This window comes from Kitasatospora sp. NPDC058115 (assembly GCF_042884635.1).
Taxonomy (GTDB): Bacteria; Actinomycetota; Actinomycetes; order Streptomycetales; family Streptomycetaceae; genus Kitasatospora.
This window is the reverse complement of the sequence record NZ_JBHVTL010000020.1, coordinates 37,811-56,134: the sequence shown is the minus strand read 5'-3', so window position 1 is coordinate 56,134 and position 18,324 is coordinate 37,811. Positions and strand designations below refer to the sequence as shown.

Sequence of the window (18,324 nt, the reverse complement as noted above, 5' to 3'; positions counted from 1 at the left end):
AATCAGACATACCTATTAATGGGCGGCTGGAATGAAACGGCAAGTCAACTTCCAGCATTCAAGCCGGTTTTCGGTAACGTCTGATTTTGCCTGCTTCGTTTCGATTTTACGCCGGGAATTCGCGAGAAAACCGAAAGTCGCCAGCGGTAGCAGGTGCTGTCAGGACCGCGCTCACCGGGCCTGGACGGCCACCCCGGGCCACCCCGTGCCGGACCGCCGTCACCCCGGGCACACAGCAGGGGAGTTCGTCCGCCGATGACCATTGACCACGACAGCGTGCCACGGCCCGGTCGCTCCCTGTCCGGCCCGCGCCGCCCCGCCACCGGGCTGCTCGACCGCCCGACGCGCTCCGCCCAGGTCCGCAGCGCCCCGCCGGCCCGTCGGCACCGCCGCCCGGTCCGCTCCCGGCTCGCGCTGCCCGCCGCCCTGGTCGCCGTCGACGCGCTCGCCCTCTGCACCGCCACCGGCACCGCCAACCGCGCCCTGGACCCCGCCGTCCGGGTCGCACCGCTGCTCGGCGTCGCCGCCCTGCTGCCCCTGCTGATCCTGCTCAACCTGGCCGGCGGCCTCTACCGCACCCGGCTCACCCTCTCGGTGCTCGACGAACTGCCCGCCCTCACCGCACGGGCCCTGGTCGCCACCGCCTTCGCCATCAGCCTGGCCGGCTGCCTGGAAGGCCACTGGCCCGCCTCCGGCCCCGCCACCCCGGCCCGGCTCACCGTGCTGCTCGGCACCCAGCTGGTGCTCGCCGTCTGCGGCCGCGCCGTCCTCTACCACCTGGTGCGCCGGGTCCGGCGCAACCGCCCCAGCCCGGTCCTGGTGCTCGGCGCCGGCCGGCTCGGCCGCCGGGTCGCCGCCGCCCTCAGCGAGCGCGGCGAGTACGGGATGCGGCCGGTCGGCTTCCTCGACGCCGACCCGCCGCTGTTCGCCGGCGACACCGACCTGCCCGTGCTCGGCGGCCGGGAGGTCCTGGAGCGGGAGGTCCGCCGCCACCGCGTCCACCACGTGGTCGCCACCGCCGGCGCCGCCGACGAGGCCGAGACCGCCGCCACCCTGCGCGACGCCGCCCGGCTCGGCTGCCAGGTCTGGCTGGTCCCCGCGCTGCGCGAGTACGGCTCGCTCGCCGCCGGGCGGCTGGCCGGCGCCGACCACGTCTGGGGCTTCCCCTGCCTGCCGGTCGGCCGCGCCGCGATGCGCCGCCCCGGCTGGGCCGCGAAGCGCACCCTGGACGTCACCGCCGCCGCGATCGGCCTGTTCCTGCTCGCCCCCGTCCTCGCCCTGTGCGCGCTCGCGGTCCGCTTCGACACCGGCCCCGGCGTCCTGTTCCGCCAGCAGCGCACCGGGCTCGACGGCCGGGTCTTCACCGTCCTCAAGTTCCGCACCCTGCGCCCCAGCAACGAGCACGAGTCCGCCACCCGCTGGAACATCTCCCAGGACCACCGGATGGGCACCGTCGGCCGGCTGATGCGCCGCAGCTCCCTCGACGAGCTCCCGCAGCTGTGGAACGTGCTGCGCGGCGACATGAGCCTGGTCGGCCCGCGCCCCGAACGCCCCTACTTCGTCATGCGGTTCAGCCAGGCCTACCCCGAGTACGCGGACCGCCACCGCGTCCCGGTCGGCCTCACCGGCCTCGCCCAGGTCAACGGCCTGCGCGGGGACACCTCGATCGAGGACCGGGCCCGCTTCGACAACCGCTACATCGAGAGCTGGAGCCTCTGGCAGGACGTCAAGATCCTGTGCCGCACCGCGGCCCTCATGCTCCACCCGGACGGGAGCTGATCAACGCCGTGGCCCTGACCCTCGCCGCACCCCCGCGCCCCGCCGGGCTGTTACGGCGCGCGGGGGGCGTCGTCGACCGGCGCCCCAGCCTGGTGGCCGCGGCCACCGTGCTGCTGGTCTGCGTCCCCACCGGGGAGAAGGACGTCGCCGCCGCCGTCCACGTCACCGCCGCCGACCTCGCCTCGCTCGCCCTGGTCGCGCTCACCGCCGTGCACCTGCTGCGCGGCCGCACCCCCGCGATCGGGCGCGGCGACGCCGTGCGGTTCGGCGCGGTCGTGCTCGCCGCCGCCGTCGCCACCGTCGGCTCGACCGACCCGGCGACCAGCCTCACCGGCTTCGTCCGGCTCACCCAGGTCTTCGTGCTCGTCCCGGCCGCCGTGCTGTGCGCCCTGCGCGACCGCACCGACCAGCGGCTCGTCCTCGGCTCCTTCGTGGCCGCCGCCCTGGTCCAGGGCGTGGTCGGCACCCACCAGTTCCTCACCGGCACCGGCGCCTCCTACACCGGCCGCCCGATCCGCGCCGTCGGCACCTTCGGCGCCCTGGACATCATGGCGATGTCCACCGTGGTCAGCTACGGCCTGCTCGCCGCCCTGGCCCTCGGCATCGCCGAGCGGGGCCCGGACGGCAACGCCCGGCTGCGGCGGGCCCTGTTCGCGACCGCCGCGTTCCTCGTCCTCCCGCTCGCCGTCTCCTTCAGCCGCGGCAGCTGGATCGCCACCGCCGTGGCCGCCGGCGTCCTGCTGCTGCGCGCCGACGCCCGGCTCGCCGTGCGCGGCGCCGTCCTCGCCGCGGCCGCCGCCGTCGTCCTGGTCGGCGGGTTCGGCCTCGGCGGCTCCGGCGTCACCGCCCGGCTCAGCTCGATCGGCTCCGTCTCCGAGGCCCCCGACCAGTCGGTCTCCGACCGCTACGACCTGTGGGCCACCGCCGGGCGGATCTGGCAGGACCACCCCGTCTCCGGCGCGGGCCCCAAGGCCTTCCAGCAACTGCGCGACAGCCACGCCCCGCTGCGGCTCTCCTCCGGCAGCGACGCCGCCGACGCCACCATCGGCTTCCAGCGCGAACCGCTGCTCTCCCCGCACAACATGTACTTCCTGGTGCTCAGCGAGCAGGGCCTCGTCGGCATCGCCGCCTACGGCCTGCTCTTCCTCGGCCTGCTCCTCGGCTGCCTGCGCACCGCCCGCGGCCCCGGCCTCGCCGCCCTCGCGCTGCTGACCTGGGTGCTGGTCGACTTCCTCTACGCCGACATCGGCGGCACCACCACCGTGCTGACCTCGGTCGTCCTCGGCCTCGCCGCCCGTGCCGCGCGTCCCCGCGAGGCGGTCGCATGACCGCGGACCGGCCCACCGCGCTCGGCCCCCCGGCGCTGCCCGCCCCCCGGCCCGCGCCGCCCGCCGCCGCGCCCGCCGCCGGCCCCCGCCGCGGCTTCCTCGCCAGGGCCTTCGGCGTCACCGCCGTCCTCAGCGCCGCCGGCTCCGCCCTCGGCCTGCTCCGCGACCTGCTGCTCGCCCGCTACTTCGGCGCCAACCAGGGCACCGACGCCTTCCTGGTCGCCTGGACCGTCCCCGAGACCGCCGCACCGCTGCTCATCGAGGACGCCATGTCCTTCCTCATGGTGCCCGCCTTCGCACTCGCCCTGGTGCTCCGCGAGGAACGCCCCGACGGCCCCGACCCGGTCCGCCAGCTGGTCCGCGCCACCCTGCCCTGGCTGCTGCTCGCCCTCTCCACCCTCTCGCTGGGCGCCGCGCTCGGCGCCCCCCGGCTGGTCGACCTGCTCGCCCCCGGCCTCGCCGACCCCCGGCTCGCCGTCACCTGCACCCGGATCACCGCGATCACCGTGCTGCCCTTCGGCGTGGCCGGCTACCTCGCCGCCGCCCTGCGCGCCCACCACCGGTTCACCGCCCCGGCCGGCATTTACGTCGCCTACAACCTCGGCATCCTCGGCGTGCTGCTCACCTGCCACGCGCTCTGGGGCGTACGGGCCGCCGCGATCGGCGTGGCCTTCGGCAGCCTGCTGATGGCCGGCCTGCTGGTCGGACCGTTCCTGCGCCGGCTGCGGGGCGGCGGCGGACGCCAGGCCCGCGGCCGGCACTCGCGCAACGCCCTGGTGCTGATCCCGCTCGCCCTGCTGCCGGTCGGCGTGTTCACCCTGACCCGCCAGGCCCAGGTCTTCATCGAGCGGTTCCTCGGCTCGGCGCTGCCGCCCGGCACCATCTCGCACCTCAACTACGCCGCCAAGGTCTCCCAGCTGGCCATGACCGCCGGGATCCTGATCTGCACCGTCACCTTCCCGCTGGTCGCCCGGGCGCTCGCCGCCGGGGACGTCACCGCCGCCCGCGACCGGGTGGAGAAGGACCTCGGCCAGGCGGCGGCCGTCGTCCTGCTCGGCACCGCCTTCCTGATGGCCTGCGCGCCCTCGGTGGTCGCGCTGCTCTTCGAACGCGGCGCCTTCGGCCCCCGGGACACCGCCGCCACCGCCGCCGTCATCCGGGTCTACAGCTTCGGACTGCTCGCCCAGGCCCTGATCGGGGTGATGATCCGCCCCTACTTCTCGCTGCGCCCGGTGGTGCGCCGGGCCGGCGACCCCAGCCCCGAGGACGGCGGACGCCGGCTGCTCGACTGGTACCCGGCCGCCGCCATGGCCTTCGGCCTGGTCGTCACCGTGGCCGTCGGCCTGCTCGCCACCCCCCGGTTCGGCGCCCTCGGCCTGGCCGCCGGCAACGCGGCCGGCATCACCGCCACCGCGGCGCTGCTGCTGCACGGCCTGGTGCTGCGCGGCATCCCGCTGCGGCTGCGGCGGGTCCTCGGCGGCCACGCCCGGCTGCTGGCCGCGGCCGCCGGCGCCGCCGCGCTCGGCACGCCCGCCGCCGGTCTGGCCGCCGACCCCCTGCTGTCCACCGCGCTCGGTGGTCTCACCGTCGCGCTGGCCTTCGCCGCCCTGGGCACCGGCCTCGGCGCCCGCGAGGTGCGCGGCCCGGTCCGGGCCGCCCTGCGGGTCCTGGGACCGGTCCCAGGACCGTCTCCTGTCGCCGATGAAGGGAAGCCTCCCCATGGATGCTGAACGGGGATCAGTCCGGTCGGTCCCGTCCGGTGTGCGCGGCCCCGCCGCACCGGTGGCCGGCGGCCCGCGCACCGACCTGCCACGGGCCGACGCACCACGGACCGGCGCGCCGCCCTCCGGCATCCGCAGACCCCCGGCCCGGCTGCCCGGGAGCCGGCGGCCGCTGCCCGAGGCGCCGGTCACCGGGACCACCTCGCCGTGGATCCTGATGTACCACTCGGTGGCGGTCGAGAAGGAGGACCCCTACCAGCTGACCGTCAGCCCCGAGCGGTTCGCCGAGCAGATCGCCTGGCTGCACCGGCGCGGACGGCGCGGGGTCTCGGTGCGGGAGCTGATGCGGGCCCGGGCGGCCGGGCGGGCCGAGAACCTGGTCGGCCTGACCTTCGACGACGGCTACGCCGACTTCGCCCGCCACGCCGTACCGATTCTCCAGGCCTACGGTTTCACCGCCACCGCGTACGTGGTCGCCGACCTGCTCGGCCGCGCCAACGACTGGGACAGCGAGGGCCCCCGGAAGACCCTGCTCACCGTGCAGGAGGTCACCGACCTCGCCGCCGCCGGCTGGGAGATCGGCTCCCACGGCCTCGGCCACCAGGCGCTGACCGGCCTGCCCGCCGACGTGCTCGCCGCCCAGACCCGGGAGAGCCGGCGGGTCCTGGAGGAGGTCGTCGGCGGCCCGGTCACCGGCTTCTGCTACCCGTACGGCGCGGTCGACGCGGCCGCCGCCCAGGCCGTCCGGGACGCCGGCTACGACTACGCCTGCGCGATCGCGCACTCCCCGCTCACCGGCCGCTTCGCGCTGCCCCGCTGCTACGTCGGCGACCGCGACGGCGCCTGGCGCCTGCGCGCCAAGCGCGGCCGCCACCGCCTGCGCGACACCGTCGCCGAACTGCGCCACCGGACGGGCAAGCGGGCGGGCGGCTGACCGGTGAGGGTTCTGCACATCGTCACGGGGCTCTCCTCCGGGGGAGCGGAGCGCCAGCTCCCCCCGCTGCTCCGCCACCTGCCGGCCCACCAGCACTGCGAGGTGCTCGCGCTGACCAACCCCGGCGCGGTGGCCGACGCGCTGCGCGCCGAGGGGGTCACCGTCCACCACCTCGGCATGCGCGGCAACCGGGACGTCGGCGCGCTGCCCCGGCTGGCCGGCCGGGTCCGGGCCGGGCGCTACGACCTGGTGCACACCCACCTCTTCCGGGCCGGGCTGTACGGCCGGCTCGCCGCCCGGCTGGCCGGGGTGCGGGCGGTGGTCGCCACCGAGCACTCGCTGCACGCCGGGGTGATCGAGGGCCGCCCGGTCACCCGCGGCGTCAAGGCCCTCTACCTGGCCGCCGAACGCCTCGGCACCACCACCGTCGCGGTCTCCCGGCAGGTCGCCCGGACCCTCAACGCCTGGGGCGTCCCGCCGGACCGGGTGGAGCTGATCCCGAACGGCATCGACACCGCCCGCTTCCGGCGCCCGCCCGCCGACCAGGCCGCCACCCGGGCCCGGGTGCGCGCCGAACTCGGCCTGCCGCCGGACAGCTGGGTGATCGGCGGGATCGGCCGGCTGGTCCCGGGCAAGCGCTTCCACGTCCTGCTGGAGGCGCTGGCCGGGCTGGACGGCACGGCCCGCCTGGTGCTGGTCGGCGAGGGCCCCGAGCGGCCCGCCCTGGAACGGCGGTCCGCCGCCCTCGGCGTCCGCGACCGCCTGGTGCTCACCGGCGAGCGCGACGACGTGCCCGACCTGCTCACCGCCCTGGACGTGCTCGCCGCCCCCTCCACCGAGGAGACCTTCGGCCTCGGCGTGCTGGAGGGGCTCGCGGCCGGCCTGCCGGTGCGTCACAGCGCCTGCCCGGCCCTGGACGAACTGCCGCCCGGCGCCGCCCCGCAGGCCCGCCGGATCCCCTCCGGGGCCGCCGCCTACACGGCCGCGCTGCGCGAGCTGCGCGGCCCCGGCGGCCCCGGCCCCGACCCGCTGCCCCGGCCCGCCGCGGTCGGCCACTACGACATCGTCCGGGTGGCCGCCGACCTCGGCGCCCTCTACGACCGGCTGGCCCGGGCGTGAGCCGGCAGCACCCCCGCAGCCACCGGGCCGCCGGCCGGGCGGCCCGCACAGCCAAGGAGTCCCCCATGACCGAACCGCGCAGAATCGCCCGCCGGCTGGTCGGCCGCTGGTGGCCGGTGGTCCTCGCGGTGCCGCTGGGCGCCGTCGCCGGCGCCGGGTACGCCGTCGTCGCCCACCCCTCGTACGCCGCCAACTCCTATGTGATCGTGGTGCCCGAGACGCCGGGCGAGACCGTCGCCGCGGTCAACTTCGCCCAGGCGTACGGCCGGCTGGCCGGCCAGCCGCAGGTGCTGGTGACGGCCGCCGCCGAGACCGGGCACCGCACGGCCGAGCTGGCGTCCCTGGTGCACGGCACCACCTCGCCGGACGCCCCGATGATCGAGATCACCGGCACCGGGGCCCGGCCCGAGGAGGCCGTCCGGGCGGCGGAGGCGGTGGCCCGTTCGCTGGTCGCCTTCGCCAACACCAGCAGCCGGGAGACCGGCGTGCGGCTGGTTCCGCTGGCCGCCGCCGCGGAGCCGGAGCGGCCGACCACGCCCTCCGGGAAGCTGGACGTCGCGGTCGGCGGCTCGGCCGGGGTGCTGATCGGCGCGCTGGTGATGATGACCCGCCGTCGCAGGGCCGCACCCGGCGCTCCCGCCGGGGGGACCGTCGACGGGGAGCCGACGGCGGGGGAGCCGACGGCCGCGGAGCCGACGGCCGGGGAACCGCCGACCGGGGAGCCGACGGCCGCGACCACCCCGCGTCCGCGCGCCGCCGAGGCCGGGGCCGGACCCGCCGCGGAGCCCGCCGCCACGGAGCCCGCCGCCGCGCCCGCGCCCGAGCTCGCCGAGGCCGGGGCCGGGGCGGGCGCCGGGAGCGGACGATGAGCACCGGGGCCGCCGCCCCCGCCGCCGGCCTCCCCGCCCCGGCCCGCTCCTCGCGCTGGACCACCGAGCTGCGCCGCGAGGACGACGCCCTCGACGCCGTGGCCGCGGAGTGGGACGACCTGGTGACCCGCTGCGGGGCGGCCACCTTCTTCCAGTCGGCCGCCTGGCAGTGCTCCTGGTGGCGCCAGTACGGCACCCCCGGCGCGCTGCTGGTGGTCCTGGTGCGCCGGGACGGCCGGCTGGTCGGCGCGGGCGCGTTCCACCGGCGCGGCGGACCGTTCGGCGGGCTGACCGGCCTCGGCGCCGGGCTGATCGACTTCACCGACGTCCTGCTCGACGACGACTGCGCCGACCGCGCCGCCGCGGAGTTCGCCGCTGCCCTGCCGCTCACCCGCCCCTGGCACAGCCTGGAGCTGCGCGAGGTGCGTCCGGAGGCCGCCGTCCAGCGGGTGTTCGAGCAGTGGCACGGCCGGCGCCGCCGGTTCACCGACTCGCTCTGCCAGTACCTGCCCGCCGCCCCGATGGACCAGTTGCTCAAGCGGGTGCCGGGCCGGACCGCCCAGCGCAGCCGGGTCAAGCTGCGCAAGATCGCCGAGTCCGGTGTGGAGGTGCGCGCGACCGCTCCGCAGGAGGTGCCGCAGGCGCTGGAGGGGCTGCTGCGGCTGCACTTCCTGCAGTGGCAGGAGCGCGGTGTCACCCCGGAGCACCGCACCGAGCGGTTCCGCCGGCACCTCACCGAGTCCACCGTCGGGCTGGTCGCCACCGGGCGCGCGGCCGTCCACCGGTTCTGGCTGGAGGGCGAGCTGGTGGCGGTCGACCTGGTGCTGCTCTGCCCCTCCTTCAGCGGCCTCTACCTGTACGGCGCGCACCCGGAGCTGCGGGAGCGGCTGGACATCGCGGGCCTGCTGTTCGGCGCCGCGCTGGACGAGACGCTGGGCGCGGGCATCCCGGTGATAAGCCTGCTGCGCGGCCAGGAGCCGTACAAGCAGCGCTGGCGTCCGGACCAGCTGCCCAACCAGCGGCTGCTGTTCGGCCCGCGCGGGGCGGCCCCGGCGGCCGCGGCCCGCAGCGGGGCGGTGCGCGCCCGGCGGGCCGCGGTGCACCTGCTCGACACCCGCGCGCCGCGGCTCAAGGAGGCGCTCGCCGCCCGCCGCCGGGACTGACCGCCGCGGTCCCGCTACCGCGCCCCGGGGCCGGGCGGCACCGGGGCGGCGGGGGCGGCCGGGGGCGTCGGCGCGGCCGGGGCGGGGGCTCCGGGGGAGCCCGTCATCAGCTGCCGGAACCGTTCGCTGGAGCGCGGGTTGCGGTCGCACTGCCAGAAACCGTGCGGACAGTAGTCGGTGACGGTCTGGTACGCGGTGTCGTGGGTGCGGATCCACTCCACCATCCGCTGCACGAACTCCGGGTTGTCCCCGTTGCGGAACAGCCCCCACTCCGGGTACGAGACCTGCTTGCCGTGCTTGGCCGCGAACTCGACCTGGTCCTGCAGCCCGTACGGCTCGCGCACGTAGTCGTCGAAGGTGCCGCCGGCCGGCTGGTCGTAGTTGTCCATGCCGACGAGGTCGACCACGTCGTCACCCGGGTAGCACTTGGTCCACGGGATCGCGTCCAGCCCCCGGTTGGGCGCGAAGTCGAAGCGGAACCGCTGCCCGGGCACCGAGCGCATCACCGTGACGATCCGCCGCCAGTAGGTCTTCCAGGCGGCCGGGTCGGGCTTGCAGCGGTGGGTGTAGGTGACGCCGTTCATCTCCCAGCCGAGGGTGACCACGGTGTCCGCGCCGCCGAGGGCCACCAGCCGGCGGGCCAGCTTCAGGAAGTGCCGGTCGAAGTCGCCGCGGGCGCCTTGGCCGAGCAGTGCGGCCACCTCGCCGTCCGGCACGTTCGCCTCGCTGGGCGCCAGCATCGGCACGCCGAGCACGAGCATCCGGGACGGCTCGGCCAGCCGCCACTGGGACCACATGGCGAGCACCATCGGCTCGCCCTCGATGTCGGCCCAGCCGTTGCCCGCCAGATAGGTGTGGCCGACCTGGAGGTTGGCGTCGCCGAGCCACTGGGCGTACCGGCCGATCTGCGGGATGTAGTTGTCCCAGGAGCCGACGAAGGCCCCGAACGGCGGTTCGTGCGCCGGGCGCTGGACCGCCGGGCGGGGGGCCGCGCCGTGCGGGGCGACGGCGTCGGAGGAGAGGGCGTGCCGCTCGGTCTGGCCCAGCGGTGTCCCGGCGGGCACGCTGGCGGTGGCGAGCAGCAGCAGGGTGGCGGCGGCCAGCGCCAGGCGGCCGAATCGCATGGTGTCTCCTCGGGCGGCGGCCCCCGGACGGTGCCACGGGCGGGGCGGAGCAGGGCGGGGCGGAGCGGGGAGGACACGCTGCGTGGCGGATCCCTCGCCGACAGTAGGGCCGGGCGCCCGGGGAAAAGCCGAATGTCACCCTAAAGTGGGCGATATTCGAACGCCGTCCGGAGCCGTCCGGCGTGTGCCGTGTATCACCTCCGTAACAGTCCTCGGCGCCCCGGGCGCCCTACCGGGGTGCCCCGTGCCGGGGCCGGCCGGGGCGGCGCGGGGCCCGACCGCGCAGGTCGCCGGGCGGGCGCGCGCGGGTCGCGGGGAACCGGCGGACGGGGTTCGGCCGTTCGGCCGTACGGGAAAGCCCGGCTGACTCGCGCGGGCGGCGAAAGGTACGCTCCGCCCGTGTCCTGGAAGTCGCGTGCCCTCAGCCCCCGATCGATCCTCCCTGCCCTGGCGGTGCTGCTGGTCCTTGTGGCGGGCGCCGCCGCGCACGCCAACAAGCCGGTCCCGTTCGGCGACCGGGTGGCCGCGAAGGGCGCCGCGGACACCAGCGCCGACCCCACGGCCTCGCTGGACGCGGCCGCCCTGGACCTGCGGGTGGGCCCGGGCCTGGAGGCCTACCACCGGGCCACCGGCGAGCACGCCTGGTCCTACCAGCGGGAGGGCGCCACCGCGCTCCACCTGTCGATGGCCGGCGAGAACGCCGTGGTGGTCTGGGACGACGGCCTGGTCACCTCGGTGCGGCCCGGCGACCAGCAGGTGCGCTGGCACCGCGCGGTGCCCGGCCTGGCCGACTGGCTGCGCGGCGCGGGCGAGCCCGGCGCCGACAAGCGCACCGAGGAGCAGCGCAAGCAGCTGGCCACCGAGCGGGCCGCGGCCTCGCTGCGCACCGTCCGGGAGTCCACGCCCTGGGTGGCGGTGGTCACACCGGAGCTGACGATGGGTTTCCGGGACGCCGACGGTGACCTGCGCTACAACTCCAAGCCGGCCGGCAACTGCGTCTACGACCCGGAGCGCACGGTGGCCACCGACTTCGCGGTGCTGGTGCCGCGCACCTGCACCAACAGCACCGGGCAGCAGGTCTCCGGCGGGATCTCCGGCTACCGGCTGGACAGCAGCGGCTGGCAGCTCAACGCGGGCCCCGGGGTCGAGATGAAGGCGCTGGACGGGCGCCGGGTGCTGATCTCGGACGGACCGATCGTCACGCCCAAGGTCTTCGACACCTGGGCGGCCGCGCCCGAGGCGGCCTGCGGCAGCCCGGCCGAGCCGTTCGCCGCCGTGCGCCCGGTGGGCAGCTGCGGCGACGACGGCGCCCGGCCGCAGTAGGGCCCTGCCCGGGTGCCCGGGCGGGGAATTCCCCCGGGGTCGCCCGCGCGGCCCGGTAGACTAGCCGCCATGGCTGATTTCTCCGGGGTATGACGGGCGAGCGGCGCCGCCCACGCGCGGTCCTGCAGAGCCCCGTCGACGACCCCCTTCCCCGTCCCGGGTCCGGACCGCGTCCGGTTGCCCGCCCACGTCCCAGGAGTAGTACCCAGCCATGATTTCCGCCAACGGCCTCGAACTGCGTGCCGGCGCCCGGATCCTGATCGAGTCGGCGAGCTTCAAGGTCGCCCCCGGTGACCGGATCGGTCTGGTCGGGCGCAACGGCGCCGGGAAGACCACGCTCACCAAGGTGCTGGCCGGCGAGGGCATTCCGGCCGCCGGCACGGTGACCCGCTCGGGCGAGGTCGGCTACCTGCCGCAGGACCCGCGCACCGGCGACCTCGACGTGCTGGCCAAGGACCGCATCCTCTCCGCCCGCGGCCTGGACAGCGTGCTGCGCAAGATGCGCGAGAACGAGGAGCGGATGGCGAACGGCAAGGGCGCCACCCGCGAGAACGCGATGAAGAAGTACGCGCGCCTGGAGACCGAGTTCCTCACCAAGGGCGGGTACGCCGCCGAGGCCGAGGCCGCGACCATCGCCGCCGCGCTGGGTCTGCCGGACCGCATCCTCAACCAGCAGCTGCACACCCTCTCCGGCGGTCAGCGCCGCCGCGTCGAGCTGGCCCGGATCCTGTTCTCCGACTCCGACGTGCTGCTGCTCGACGAGCCGACCAACCACCTGGACGCCGACTCGATCGCCTGGCTGCGGGACTTCCTGAAGACCTACAAGGGCGGCTTCATCGTCATCTCGCACGACGTCGACCTGGTCGAGACGGTCGTCAACAAGGTCTTCTACCTGGACGCCAACCGCTCCGCGATCGACGTCTACAACATGGGCTGGAAGCAGTACCAGCAGCAGCGCGAGGACGACGAGAAGCGCCGCAAGCGCGAGCGCGCCAACGCCGAGAAGAAGGCCGCCACGCTGAACGCGCAGGCGGACAAGATGCGCGCCAAGGCGACCAAGACGGTGGCCGCGCAGAACATGGCCCGCCGGGCGGAGAAGCTGCTGGCCGGTCTGGAGACGGTGCGGGCCAACGACAAGGTCGCCAAGCTGCGCTTCCCGGACCCGGCGCCGTGCGGCAAGACCCCGCTCACCGCCAGCGACCTGTCCAAGTCCTACGGCTCGCTGGAGATCTTCGCCGGCGTCGACCTGGCGATCGACCGCGGCTCGCGGGTCGTCGTGCTGGGCCTCAACGGCGCCGGCAAGACCACCCTGCTGCGGATGCTGGCCGGGGTGGAGAAGCCGGACACCGGCGAGGTGATCCCGGGCCACGGCCTGAAGATCGGCTACTACGCCCAGGAACACGAGACGCTGGACGCGGAGCGCACGGTCCTGGAGAACATGCGCTCGGCGGCGCCGGACATGGACCTGGTCCAGGTCCGCAAGATCCTCGGCTCCTTCCTGTTCTCCGGCGACGACGTCGACAAGCCGGCCGGGGTGCTCTCCGGCGGGGAGAAGACCCGGCTCGCGCTGGCCACCCTGGTGGTCTCCAGCGCCAACGTCCTGCTGCTGGACGAGCCGACCAACAACCTGGACCCGGCCAGCCGCGAGGAGATCCTCGGCGCGCTGCACGAGTTCTCCGGTGCGGTCGTGCTGGTCACCCACGACGAGGGCGCGGTCGACGCGCTCCAGCCGGAGCGGATCATCCTGCTCCCGGACGGTGTCGAGGACCTCTGGAGCCCGGCCTACGCGGACCTGGTCACGCTGGCCTGATCCGGCGCCGCGAAGGCCCGGTCGTCCGTACGGGCGACCGGGCCTTCGCCTTCCCGTCCGGCCGGGGGTAGACGTGCACTCCTTTCTTTGGGCCAGAAAAACTAGTCCTTTCGGCGTGTCCGGGAATGAAGCGGTCCCGCATTCCGTTTGAGGAGCTTTCGTCGGCCCGTCGCTCGATCGTGGTCGGGCGCATGCTGCTGATCAGCCCTTTCGCATCGAACGGCCGAACGCCCCCGGGGGCGTGCACTCAGCGTGAGCGCCCTTGTGCGCTCGGATCACCACCGCAGGACCGCCCGTTGCCGACATGGACCTTGTCGAATGGGTGGCCAGGACGCGGTGGATGGGTGATCATGGGAATCTGACCGAGCAACGCTACGAGGAGGCACGGGTGGCCGAGACTCTGAAAAAGGGCAGCCGGGTGACCGGTGCCGCGCGTGAGAAGCTCGCGGCCGATCTCAAGAGGAAGTACGACTCCGGGGCGAGCATTCGCGCCCTCGCGGAGGAGACCGGTCGCTCGTACGGCTTCGTGCACCGCATGCTGAGCGAGTCCGGGGTGATTCTCCGGGGCCGCGGCGGTGCCACGCGGGGCAAGAACAAAGCTCCTGCTGGAGCTGGTTCCTGACGCTTCGTCAATCGACTGGACGGATGACTCGGCGGCAGGGCGCCGACCGGGGGGACGACCGTTGATCGTCCGCCCCCGGCCGGGGCGAACCGGCCGCCGATCGTCATGCCGGGGCCGTCCGCCGGCCCGGCCGTCCGGCGTCCGGAGGCGCCCGCGGGCTGCCCCCTGCCGCCGCGCCGCCAGTTTTGTTACTCTCCGGTAGCCAAGCACCCTCGCCACCGGAGGTCCCCGCATGACCGCTCCCGTCACCGATCCGCAGACCCCGCACCGGGAGCAGGACGGCGTCCGCCTGGAGATCGACGGCGAACTCGCCGTCGTCACCCTCTGTCAGCCCAAGCGGCGCAACGCCCAGTCGCCCGCGCTGTGGCGCGCCCTCACCGCGATCGGCCGCGAGCTGCCCGGGACCGTCCGGGTGGTGCTGCTGCGCGCCGAGGGCGTCTCCTTCTCGGCCGGCCTGGACCGCGCGATGTTCACCCCCGAGGGCATCCCCGGCGAGCCCGGCTTCCAGCAGCTGGCCGCCTCCGGCGACCAGGAGCTCGACGCGACCATCGCCGGCTACCAGGAGGCCTTCACCTGGTGGCGCCGCCCCGACCTGGTGACCGTCGCCGCCGTCCAGGGCCACGCCGTCGGCGCGGGCTTCCAGCTGGCCCTCGGCTGCGACCTGCGGGTGGTCGCCGAGGACGTCCAGTTCTCCATGAAGGAGACCTCGCTCGGCCTGGTCCCCGACCTCGCCGGGACCAAGCCGCTGACCGAGCTCGTCGGCTACGCCCGGGCGCTGGAGATCTGCGCCACCGGCCGCTGGATCGGTGCGGCGGAGGCCGCCGCGATCGGCCTGGCCAACCTCGCCGTCCCGGCCGCCGAGCTGGACGCCGCCGCCCGCGACCTCGCCGCCGCCCTGCTCGCCGCCCCGCGCAACGCGGTCATCGAGACCAAGGCCCTGCTCCAGGGCGCCGCCGGCCGCTCCTACGACGAGCAGCGTTCGGCCGAACGGGCGGCGCAGGCCCGCCGGCTGCGCGACCTCGCCGGCATCGGCGACTGACCGGACGCCATCGCACCGGAGGCCCGGCCCCGTGGGACGCACCCACGGCGCCGGGCCTCCGGCGTTCGGGCCTTCCGGCTGCTCCGGGGGCGGGATTCGTGGCGAAATGCCAGAGTTGGACCGATTTGCGATATAGCTGGAGCCGCACGACGGGAGATGAGCCATGCCTGACACTCCGACGCCCGCCACCCTGCACAAGAACGCCCCGCACGGTGGCGCCCCGCACACCGCCGTCCCATCGGCGGGTCCGGGCGCCTCCGGCACGGTCGGCGAGCGCGGCCGCACCGCGCTGGCGGTCGGCGTGGTCGAGAAGATCGCCGGGATGGCCGCGCGCGAGATCAACGGCATCCACGCCCTCGGCTCCGGCCTCGCCCGCACCTTCGGGGCGATGCGCGACCGGGTGCCCGGCGGGCGCGGCAGCGTCGGACGCGGCATCAAGGCGGAGGTGGGGGAGAAGCAGACCGCCATCGACATCGCGCTGGTCGTCGAGTACGGCGTCGTCATCCCCGAACTCGCCCGCCAGGTGCGGGAGAACATCATCGACGCGGTCGAGCGGATGACCGGGCTGGAAGTCGTCGAGGTCAACATCGCCGTCAACGACGTCCATCTGCCCGACGAGCCCGACGTCGTCGAGGAGGAGGAGGAAGCACCCTCCTCCGGGCAACGGCCCAAGCTGAAGTAGTCCGGAGCGGTACCGGCGGAAGACGAGGTGGAACGGATGAACCTGGCCATCGTCGGCCTGGTGGTGGGAATGGCCCTCGGCTTCGCCGGATACTTCGGCGGCTTCGCGGCGTTCCTGCTGGTGGCGGTGCTCGGGGCGGCCGGATTCGTGGTCGGCCGCCTGCTGGAGGGCGACATCGAGCCCGGCGAGCTCGGCGAACTGCTGCGCGGCCGCGACCGGCGCCGCTGATGGCGGGCCTCGTCCCGGTCACCGCCCGCCGGGAACCCGGCGCCCGCGGCCGGCTGCGGCTCGCCGACCGCGTCTACGCCCGGATCGCCGCCCGCGCCGCGAGCGAGGCGCTCGCCAACGCCTGGCACGGCCGCACCGCGCGCGGCGGCCCGCCGAAGGTCTCGGCCACCGGCCCCGCGAGCCCGGGCGCCCCGGTCACCGTCCGGGTCTGCGTCGACCTCCCCTTCCCGGCCGACCTCACCGCGCTCGCCCGCGCCGTCCGCGACCGCGTCACCGCCGACACCCGCGCCCTGACCGGCAGCCGGGTCTCCGAGGTCGTCGTGGTGGTCGAGCACCTGGTCCCGGAGACCGCCCGGTGAGCGCCGGTGCACAGGGCTCCGGCCCCGCGGCGGTGGAGGGGACGCCGACGGCGGCGCCGGCCGGGAAGGTGCGCCGGCCCCGGGCCCCGCGCACCGTGGCCGCCGCCGTGGTGGCCACCGTGCTGCTGGTGGTGGCCGGAGGGCTGCTCTACGACGTGATCGCCGTGCGGACCGGGCACCGGGCCCGGCCGTGGCGCGCGGAGCTGGCCGACGAACTGGCCACCCGGCACCTGGACGACCCGGCCGTGCTGGCCGGCGCCGGTGCGGGCGTGCTGCTCGGCGCCCTGCTGCTCGGGCTCGCCCTCGCGCCCGGGCTGCGCCGCTGGCTGCCGCTGCGCCCGCACGGGGCCACCGCCGCGGCCGTCGACCGCTCCGGGGTGGCCGCCCTGCTGGCCGACCGGGCCGCCGTGCTGCCGGGCGTCGAGCACCTGCGGGTGCGGGTCGGCCGGCGCCGGGTGCGGATCGCGCTGGCCGGCCCGGCCGACCCGGCCTCGGTGCAGCGCCGGCTGCGCGAGGAGCTGGCGGCCGTCGCCCTGGCCCGGCCGCCGCGCCTGGACGTGCGGACGGCGGGCCGGCGCGGGCGCGCGCGGCCGCAGGGGGAACCCGGGCCGGACGCGGAAGCCGGGCCGGACGCGGAACCCGGGCCGGACGGGGTGACCGGGGCGGACGGGGAGGCGGCGGACGGCCCCGGGAAGGACACCCGGGCCGCGACGGGCGGGGGCGCCGAGTGAGCCGCGGCACCGTCAACCGGCTGCTGCTGGGGGTGGTCGGGGCGGCGCTGCTGGCAGCCGGGGTGCTGGTGCTGGCCGGCGGACTCGACCTGTACGGGCGTCTCGGCGTCGACCCGCCGTCCTGGTGGCCGCTCACCTCGCCCGACCAGCCGGTGGTGAGCGCCGACTCGCGCACCCGGTGGGTGGGTGAGTCCTGGTGGTGGCCGGTGGCGATCGGCGGGCCGGCCGTGGTGGTCGCCGGAACCGCCTGGTGGCTGCTGGCCCAGCTGCGCCGCAGCGGTCCGACGAGCGTGCTGCTGCCCACCCCCGGTGCGCCGGGGCTGCGGCTGCGGCTGCGGACCCGGGCGCTGGAGGAGGCGGTGGAGATCGGGGCGGTGGAGCTGCCGGAGGTCGAGCGGGTGGGCGTCCGGCTGGTGCGCGGCACGCGGCACCCGCGGCTGCGGGCGGCCGTGCGGATGACCCCGGGCGGTGATCCGGCCGCGCTCGCCGAGCACTTCGAGTCCGGCCCGCGCGCCGGGGCGCTGGCCAGCCTGGGCCTGCCGGACCTGCCCGCCGACCTGCGGATCCGGGTGGTCGCGGCCCGGCCCGAGGTGACCGGGCGGCGCCGCCGCCGCGGCCGCCGGCCGCGGGTGGTCTGACGCCGCCCGGTGGTGCTCAGAGCCCGCGCAGCGCGCCGCCGTCGACGGGGACCATGACCCCGGTGAGGTAGGAGGCGGCGGGGGAGAGCAGGAAGGCGGCGACCTTGCCGAACTCCTCGGGGGTGCCGTACCGGCCGAGCGGGATGTCGGCGCTGTTGCGGGCGCGGGCGGCCTCGGGGTCGCCGCCGAGGGCGTCGAGCTCGCGCACCCGGTCGGTGTCGATCCGGGCCGGCAGCAGACCGACCACCCGGATGCCGCGCGGGCCGAGCTCGTCGGCGAGCGACTTGGCGGCCATCGCGAGGCCGGGGCGCAGCCCGTTGGAGATGCCGAGGCCGGCGATGGGCTGGCGGACGGAGCCGGAGAGCACGAAGCCGATCACCCCGCCCTCGCCGAGCGTGCCGGCGGCGGCGCGGGCGATCCGCAGGGCGCCGAGGAAGACCGCGTCGAAGGCGTCCCGCCAGGCCTCCTCGGGCGCGGCGGCCACCGTGCCGGCCTGCGGGCCGCCGACGCTGATCAGCACGCCGTCCAGCCGGCCGAAGCGCTCGACGGCGGCCGTCAGCAGCCGTTCGGCGGTGGCCGGGTCGGCGTTGTCGGCCACCAGCCCGTGCACGGCCTCCGGTCCGCCGCCGAGCCCGGCGAGTTCGGCGACCGCCGCCTCGACGGCCTCCGGCCCGCGGCCGGTGACCAGCACCCGGGCGCCGTCCGCGGCGAGCTCCCGGGCGGTGGCCAGCCCCAGGCCCCGGGTCGCGCCGGTGACCACGTACACCTTGTTCTGCAGTCCAAGATCCATGGGGCCATCCTGCCGCGTCGGCCGGGGCGGCGGGTACGCCGGCCGCCCATGGCGTTGGCGTTGAC

The 18,324-nt window shown here is 76.1% G+C and carries 18 protein-coding genes; 16 read left to right on the top strand and 2 right to left on the bottom strand.

What is annotated here, in order from left to right:
• The first annotated feature begins 255 nt into the window (after positions 1-255).
• The 7 genes from ACFVVL_RS21760 to ACFVVL_RS21730 all read left to right on the top strand — a co-directional run bounded on the left by ACFVVL_RS21760 (position 256) and on the right by ACFVVL_RS21730 (position 8,913).
• Entirely contained in the window at positions 256-1,779 is a 1,524-nt protein-coding gene (locus ACFVVL_RS21760) for a sugar transferase (RefSeq protein ID WP_380287676.1), read from the top strand.
• An 8-nt stretch (positions 1,780-1,787) separates the two neighbouring features.
• Entirely contained in the window at positions 1,788-3,107 is a 1,320-nt protein-coding gene (locus tag ACFVVL_RS21755) for an O-antigen ligase family protein (RefSeq protein ID WP_380287677.1), read from the top strand.
• Positions 3,104-4,837, top strand: coding sequence for a lipid II flippase MurJ (locus ACFVVL_RS21750; protein ID WP_387677613.1), 1,734 nt, complete (start codon positions 3,104-3,106; stop codon positions 4,835-4,837). Before ACFVVL_RS21755 ends, ACFVVL_RS21750 begins: the two co-directional genes overlap by 4 nt.
• Positions 4,827-5,762 (top strand): polysaccharide deacetylase family protein, encoded by a 936-nt coding sequence (locus ACFVVL_RS21745; protein WP_380287679.1) that lies wholly within the window; start codon positions 4,827-4,829, stop codon positions 5,760-5,762. Before ACFVVL_RS21750 ends, ACFVVL_RS21745 begins: the two co-directional genes overlap by 11 nt.
• A 3-nt stretch (positions 5,763-5,765) precedes the next feature.
• On the top strand, positions 5,766-6,881 hold the full coding sequence (locus ACFVVL_RS21740; RefSeq protein ID WP_387677609.1) for a glycosyltransferase: 1,116 nt from the start codon (positions 5,766-5,768) through the stop codon (positions 6,879-6,881).
• Between the two features lie 65 nt (positions 6,882-6,946).
• Positions 6,947-7,750 (top strand): hypothetical protein, encoded by an 804-nt coding sequence (locus tag ACFVVL_RS21735; protein WP_387677607.1) that lies wholly within the window; start codon positions 6,947-6,949, stop codon positions 7,748-7,750.
• Positions 7,747-8,913 carry a GNAT family N-acetyltransferase gene (locus tag ACFVVL_RS21730; protein WP_387677605.1) on the top strand — a complete coding sequence of 389 codons (1,167 nt, stop codon included), beginning with the start codon at positions 7,747-7,749 and terminating at the stop codon, positions 8,911-8,913. The genes ACFVVL_RS21735 and ACFVVL_RS21730 overlap by 4 nt, the downstream gene beginning before the upstream one ends.
• A gap of 14 nt (positions 8,914-8,927) precedes the next feature.
• Here ACFVVL_RS21730 and ACFVVL_RS21725 read toward each other — a convergent pair whose 3' ends face one another.
• On the bottom strand, positions 8,928-10,037 hold the full coding sequence (locus ACFVVL_RS21725; protein WP_387677603.1) for a glycoside hydrolase family 26 protein: 1,110 nt from the start codon (positions 10,035-10,037) through the stop codon (positions 8,928-8,930).
• A gap of 399 nt (positions 10,038-10,436) precedes the next feature.
• On the opposite strand from ACFVVL_RS21725, the gene ACFVVL_RS21720 reads away from it, so the two are divergent.
• The 9 genes from ACFVVL_RS21720 to ACFVVL_RS21680 all read left to right on the top strand — a co-directional run bounded on the left by ACFVVL_RS21720 (position 10,437) and on the right by ACFVVL_RS21680 (position 17,469).
• Positions 10,437-11,360, top strand: a complete 924-nt coding sequence (locus tag ACFVVL_RS21720) for a hypothetical protein (RefSeq protein WP_387677600.1) — start codon at positions 10,437-10,439, stop codon at positions 11,358-11,360.
• A 211-nt stretch (positions 11,361-11,571) separates the two neighbouring features.
• A complete protein-coding gene (gene abc-f, locus ACFVVL_RS21715; RefSeq protein WP_380287685.1) occupies positions 11,572-13,170 on the top strand; it encodes a ribosomal protection-like ABC-F family protein in 1,599 nt (532 codons plus the stop codon).
• A 388-nt stretch (positions 13,171-13,558) separates the two neighbouring features.
• Positions 13,559-13,792, top strand: coding sequence for a helix-turn-helix domain-containing protein (locus ACFVVL_RS21710; protein WP_350548483.1), 234 nt, complete (start codon positions 13,559-13,561; stop codon positions 13,790-13,792).
• A 232-nt stretch (positions 13,793-14,024) separates the two neighbouring features.
• Positions 14,025-14,831, top strand: a complete 807-nt coding sequence (locus ACFVVL_RS21705; RefSeq protein WP_380287686.1) for an enoyl-CoA hydratase/isomerase family protein — start codon at positions 14,025-14,027, stop codon at positions 14,829-14,831.
• Between the two features lie 163 nt (positions 14,832-14,994).
• Entirely contained in the window at positions 14,995-15,513 is a 519-nt protein-coding gene (locus ACFVVL_RS21700) for an Asp23/Gls24 family envelope stress response protein (RefSeq protein ID WP_387677597.1), read from the top strand.
• A 36-nt stretch (positions 15,514-15,549) separates the two neighbouring features.
• Positions 15,550-15,741 carry a hypothetical protein gene (locus ACFVVL_RS21695; protein ID WP_380287688.1) on the top strand — a complete coding sequence of 64 codons (192 nt, stop codon included), beginning with the start codon at positions 15,550-15,552 and terminating at the stop codon, positions 15,739-15,741.
• Positions 15,741-16,100 carry a hypothetical protein gene (locus ACFVVL_RS21690; RefSeq protein WP_387677594.1) on the top strand — a complete coding sequence of 120 codons (360 nt, stop codon included), beginning with the start codon at positions 15,741-15,743 and terminating at the stop codon, positions 16,098-16,100. Before ACFVVL_RS21695 ends, ACFVVL_RS21690 begins: the two co-directional genes overlap by 1 nt.
• Entirely contained in the window at positions 16,097-16,831 is a 735-nt protein-coding gene (locus ACFVVL_RS21685) for a DUF6286 domain-containing protein (RefSeq protein WP_387677592.1), read from the top strand. Before ACFVVL_RS21690 ends, ACFVVL_RS21685 begins: the two co-directional genes overlap by 4 nt.
• Positions 16,828-17,469, top strand: coding sequence for an alkaline shock response membrane anchor protein AmaP (locus ACFVVL_RS21680; protein ID WP_380287691.1), 642 nt, complete (start codon positions 16,828-16,830; stop codon positions 17,467-17,469). Before ACFVVL_RS21685 ends, ACFVVL_RS21680 begins: the two co-directional genes overlap by 4 nt.
• A gap of 16 nt (positions 17,470-17,485) precedes the next feature.
• Here ACFVVL_RS21680 and ACFVVL_RS21675 read toward each other — a convergent pair whose 3' ends face one another.
• Entirely contained in the window at positions 17,486-18,259 is a 774-nt protein-coding gene (locus ACFVVL_RS21675) for an SDR family oxidoreductase (protein WP_387677589.1), read from the bottom strand.
• Positions 18,260-18,324 lie beyond the last annotated feature (65 nt).

What these genes read in the sequence shown, in the direction of transcription:
- abc-f (WP_380287685.1), top strand. Translation starts at nt 11,572, where the DNA reads ATGATTTCCGCCAACGGCCTCGAACTGCGTGCCGGCGCCCGGATCCTG.
- ACFVVL_RS21705 (WP_380287686.1), top strand. Translation starts at nt 14,025, where the DNA reads ATGACCGCTCCCGTCACCGATCCGCAGACCCCGCACCGGGAGCAGGAC.
- ACFVVL_RS21730 (WP_387677605.1), top strand. Translation starts at nt 7,747, where the DNA reads ATGAGCACCGGGGCCGCCGCCCCCGCCGCCGGCCTCCCCGCCCCGGCC.
- ACFVVL_RS21675 (WP_387677589.1), bottom strand. Translation starts at nt 18,259, where the DNA reads ATGGATCTTGGACTGCAGAACAAGGTGTACGTGGTCACCGGCGCGACC.
- ACFVVL_RS21735 (WP_387677607.1), top strand. Translation starts at nt 6,947, where the DNA reads ATGACCGAACCGCGCAGAATCGCCCGCCGGCTGGTCGGCCGCTGGTGG.
- ACFVVL_RS21700 (WP_387677597.1), top strand. Translation starts at nt 14,995, where the DNA reads ATGCCTGACACTCCGACGCCCGCCACCCTGCACAAGAACGCCCCGCAC.
- ACFVVL_RS21760 (WP_380287676.1), top strand. Translation starts at nt 256, where the DNA reads ATGACCATTGACCACGACAGCGTGCCACGGCCCGGTCGCTCCCTGTCC.
- ACFVVL_RS21695 (WP_380287688.1), top strand. Translation starts at nt 15,550, where the DNA reads ATGAACCTGGCCATCGTCGGCCTGGTGGTGGGAATGGCCCTCGGCTTC.
- ACFVVL_RS21690 (WP_387677594.1), top strand. Translation starts at nt 15,741, where the DNA reads ATGGCGGGCCTCGTCCCGGTCACCGCCCGCCGGGAACCCGGCGCCCGC.
- ACFVVL_RS21725 (WP_387677603.1), bottom strand. Translation starts at nt 10,037, where the DNA reads ATGCGATTCGGCCGCCTGGCGCTGGCCGCCGCCACCCTGCTGCTGCTC.
- ACFVVL_RS21750 (WP_387677613.1), top strand. Translation starts at nt 3,104, where the DNA reads ATGACCGCGGACCGGCCCACCGCGCTCGGCCCCCCGGCGCTGCCCGCC.
- ACFVVL_RS21745 (WP_380287679.1), top strand. Translation starts at nt 4,827, where the DNA reads ATGGATGCTGAACGGGGATCAGTCCGGTCGGTCCCGTCCGGTGTGCGC.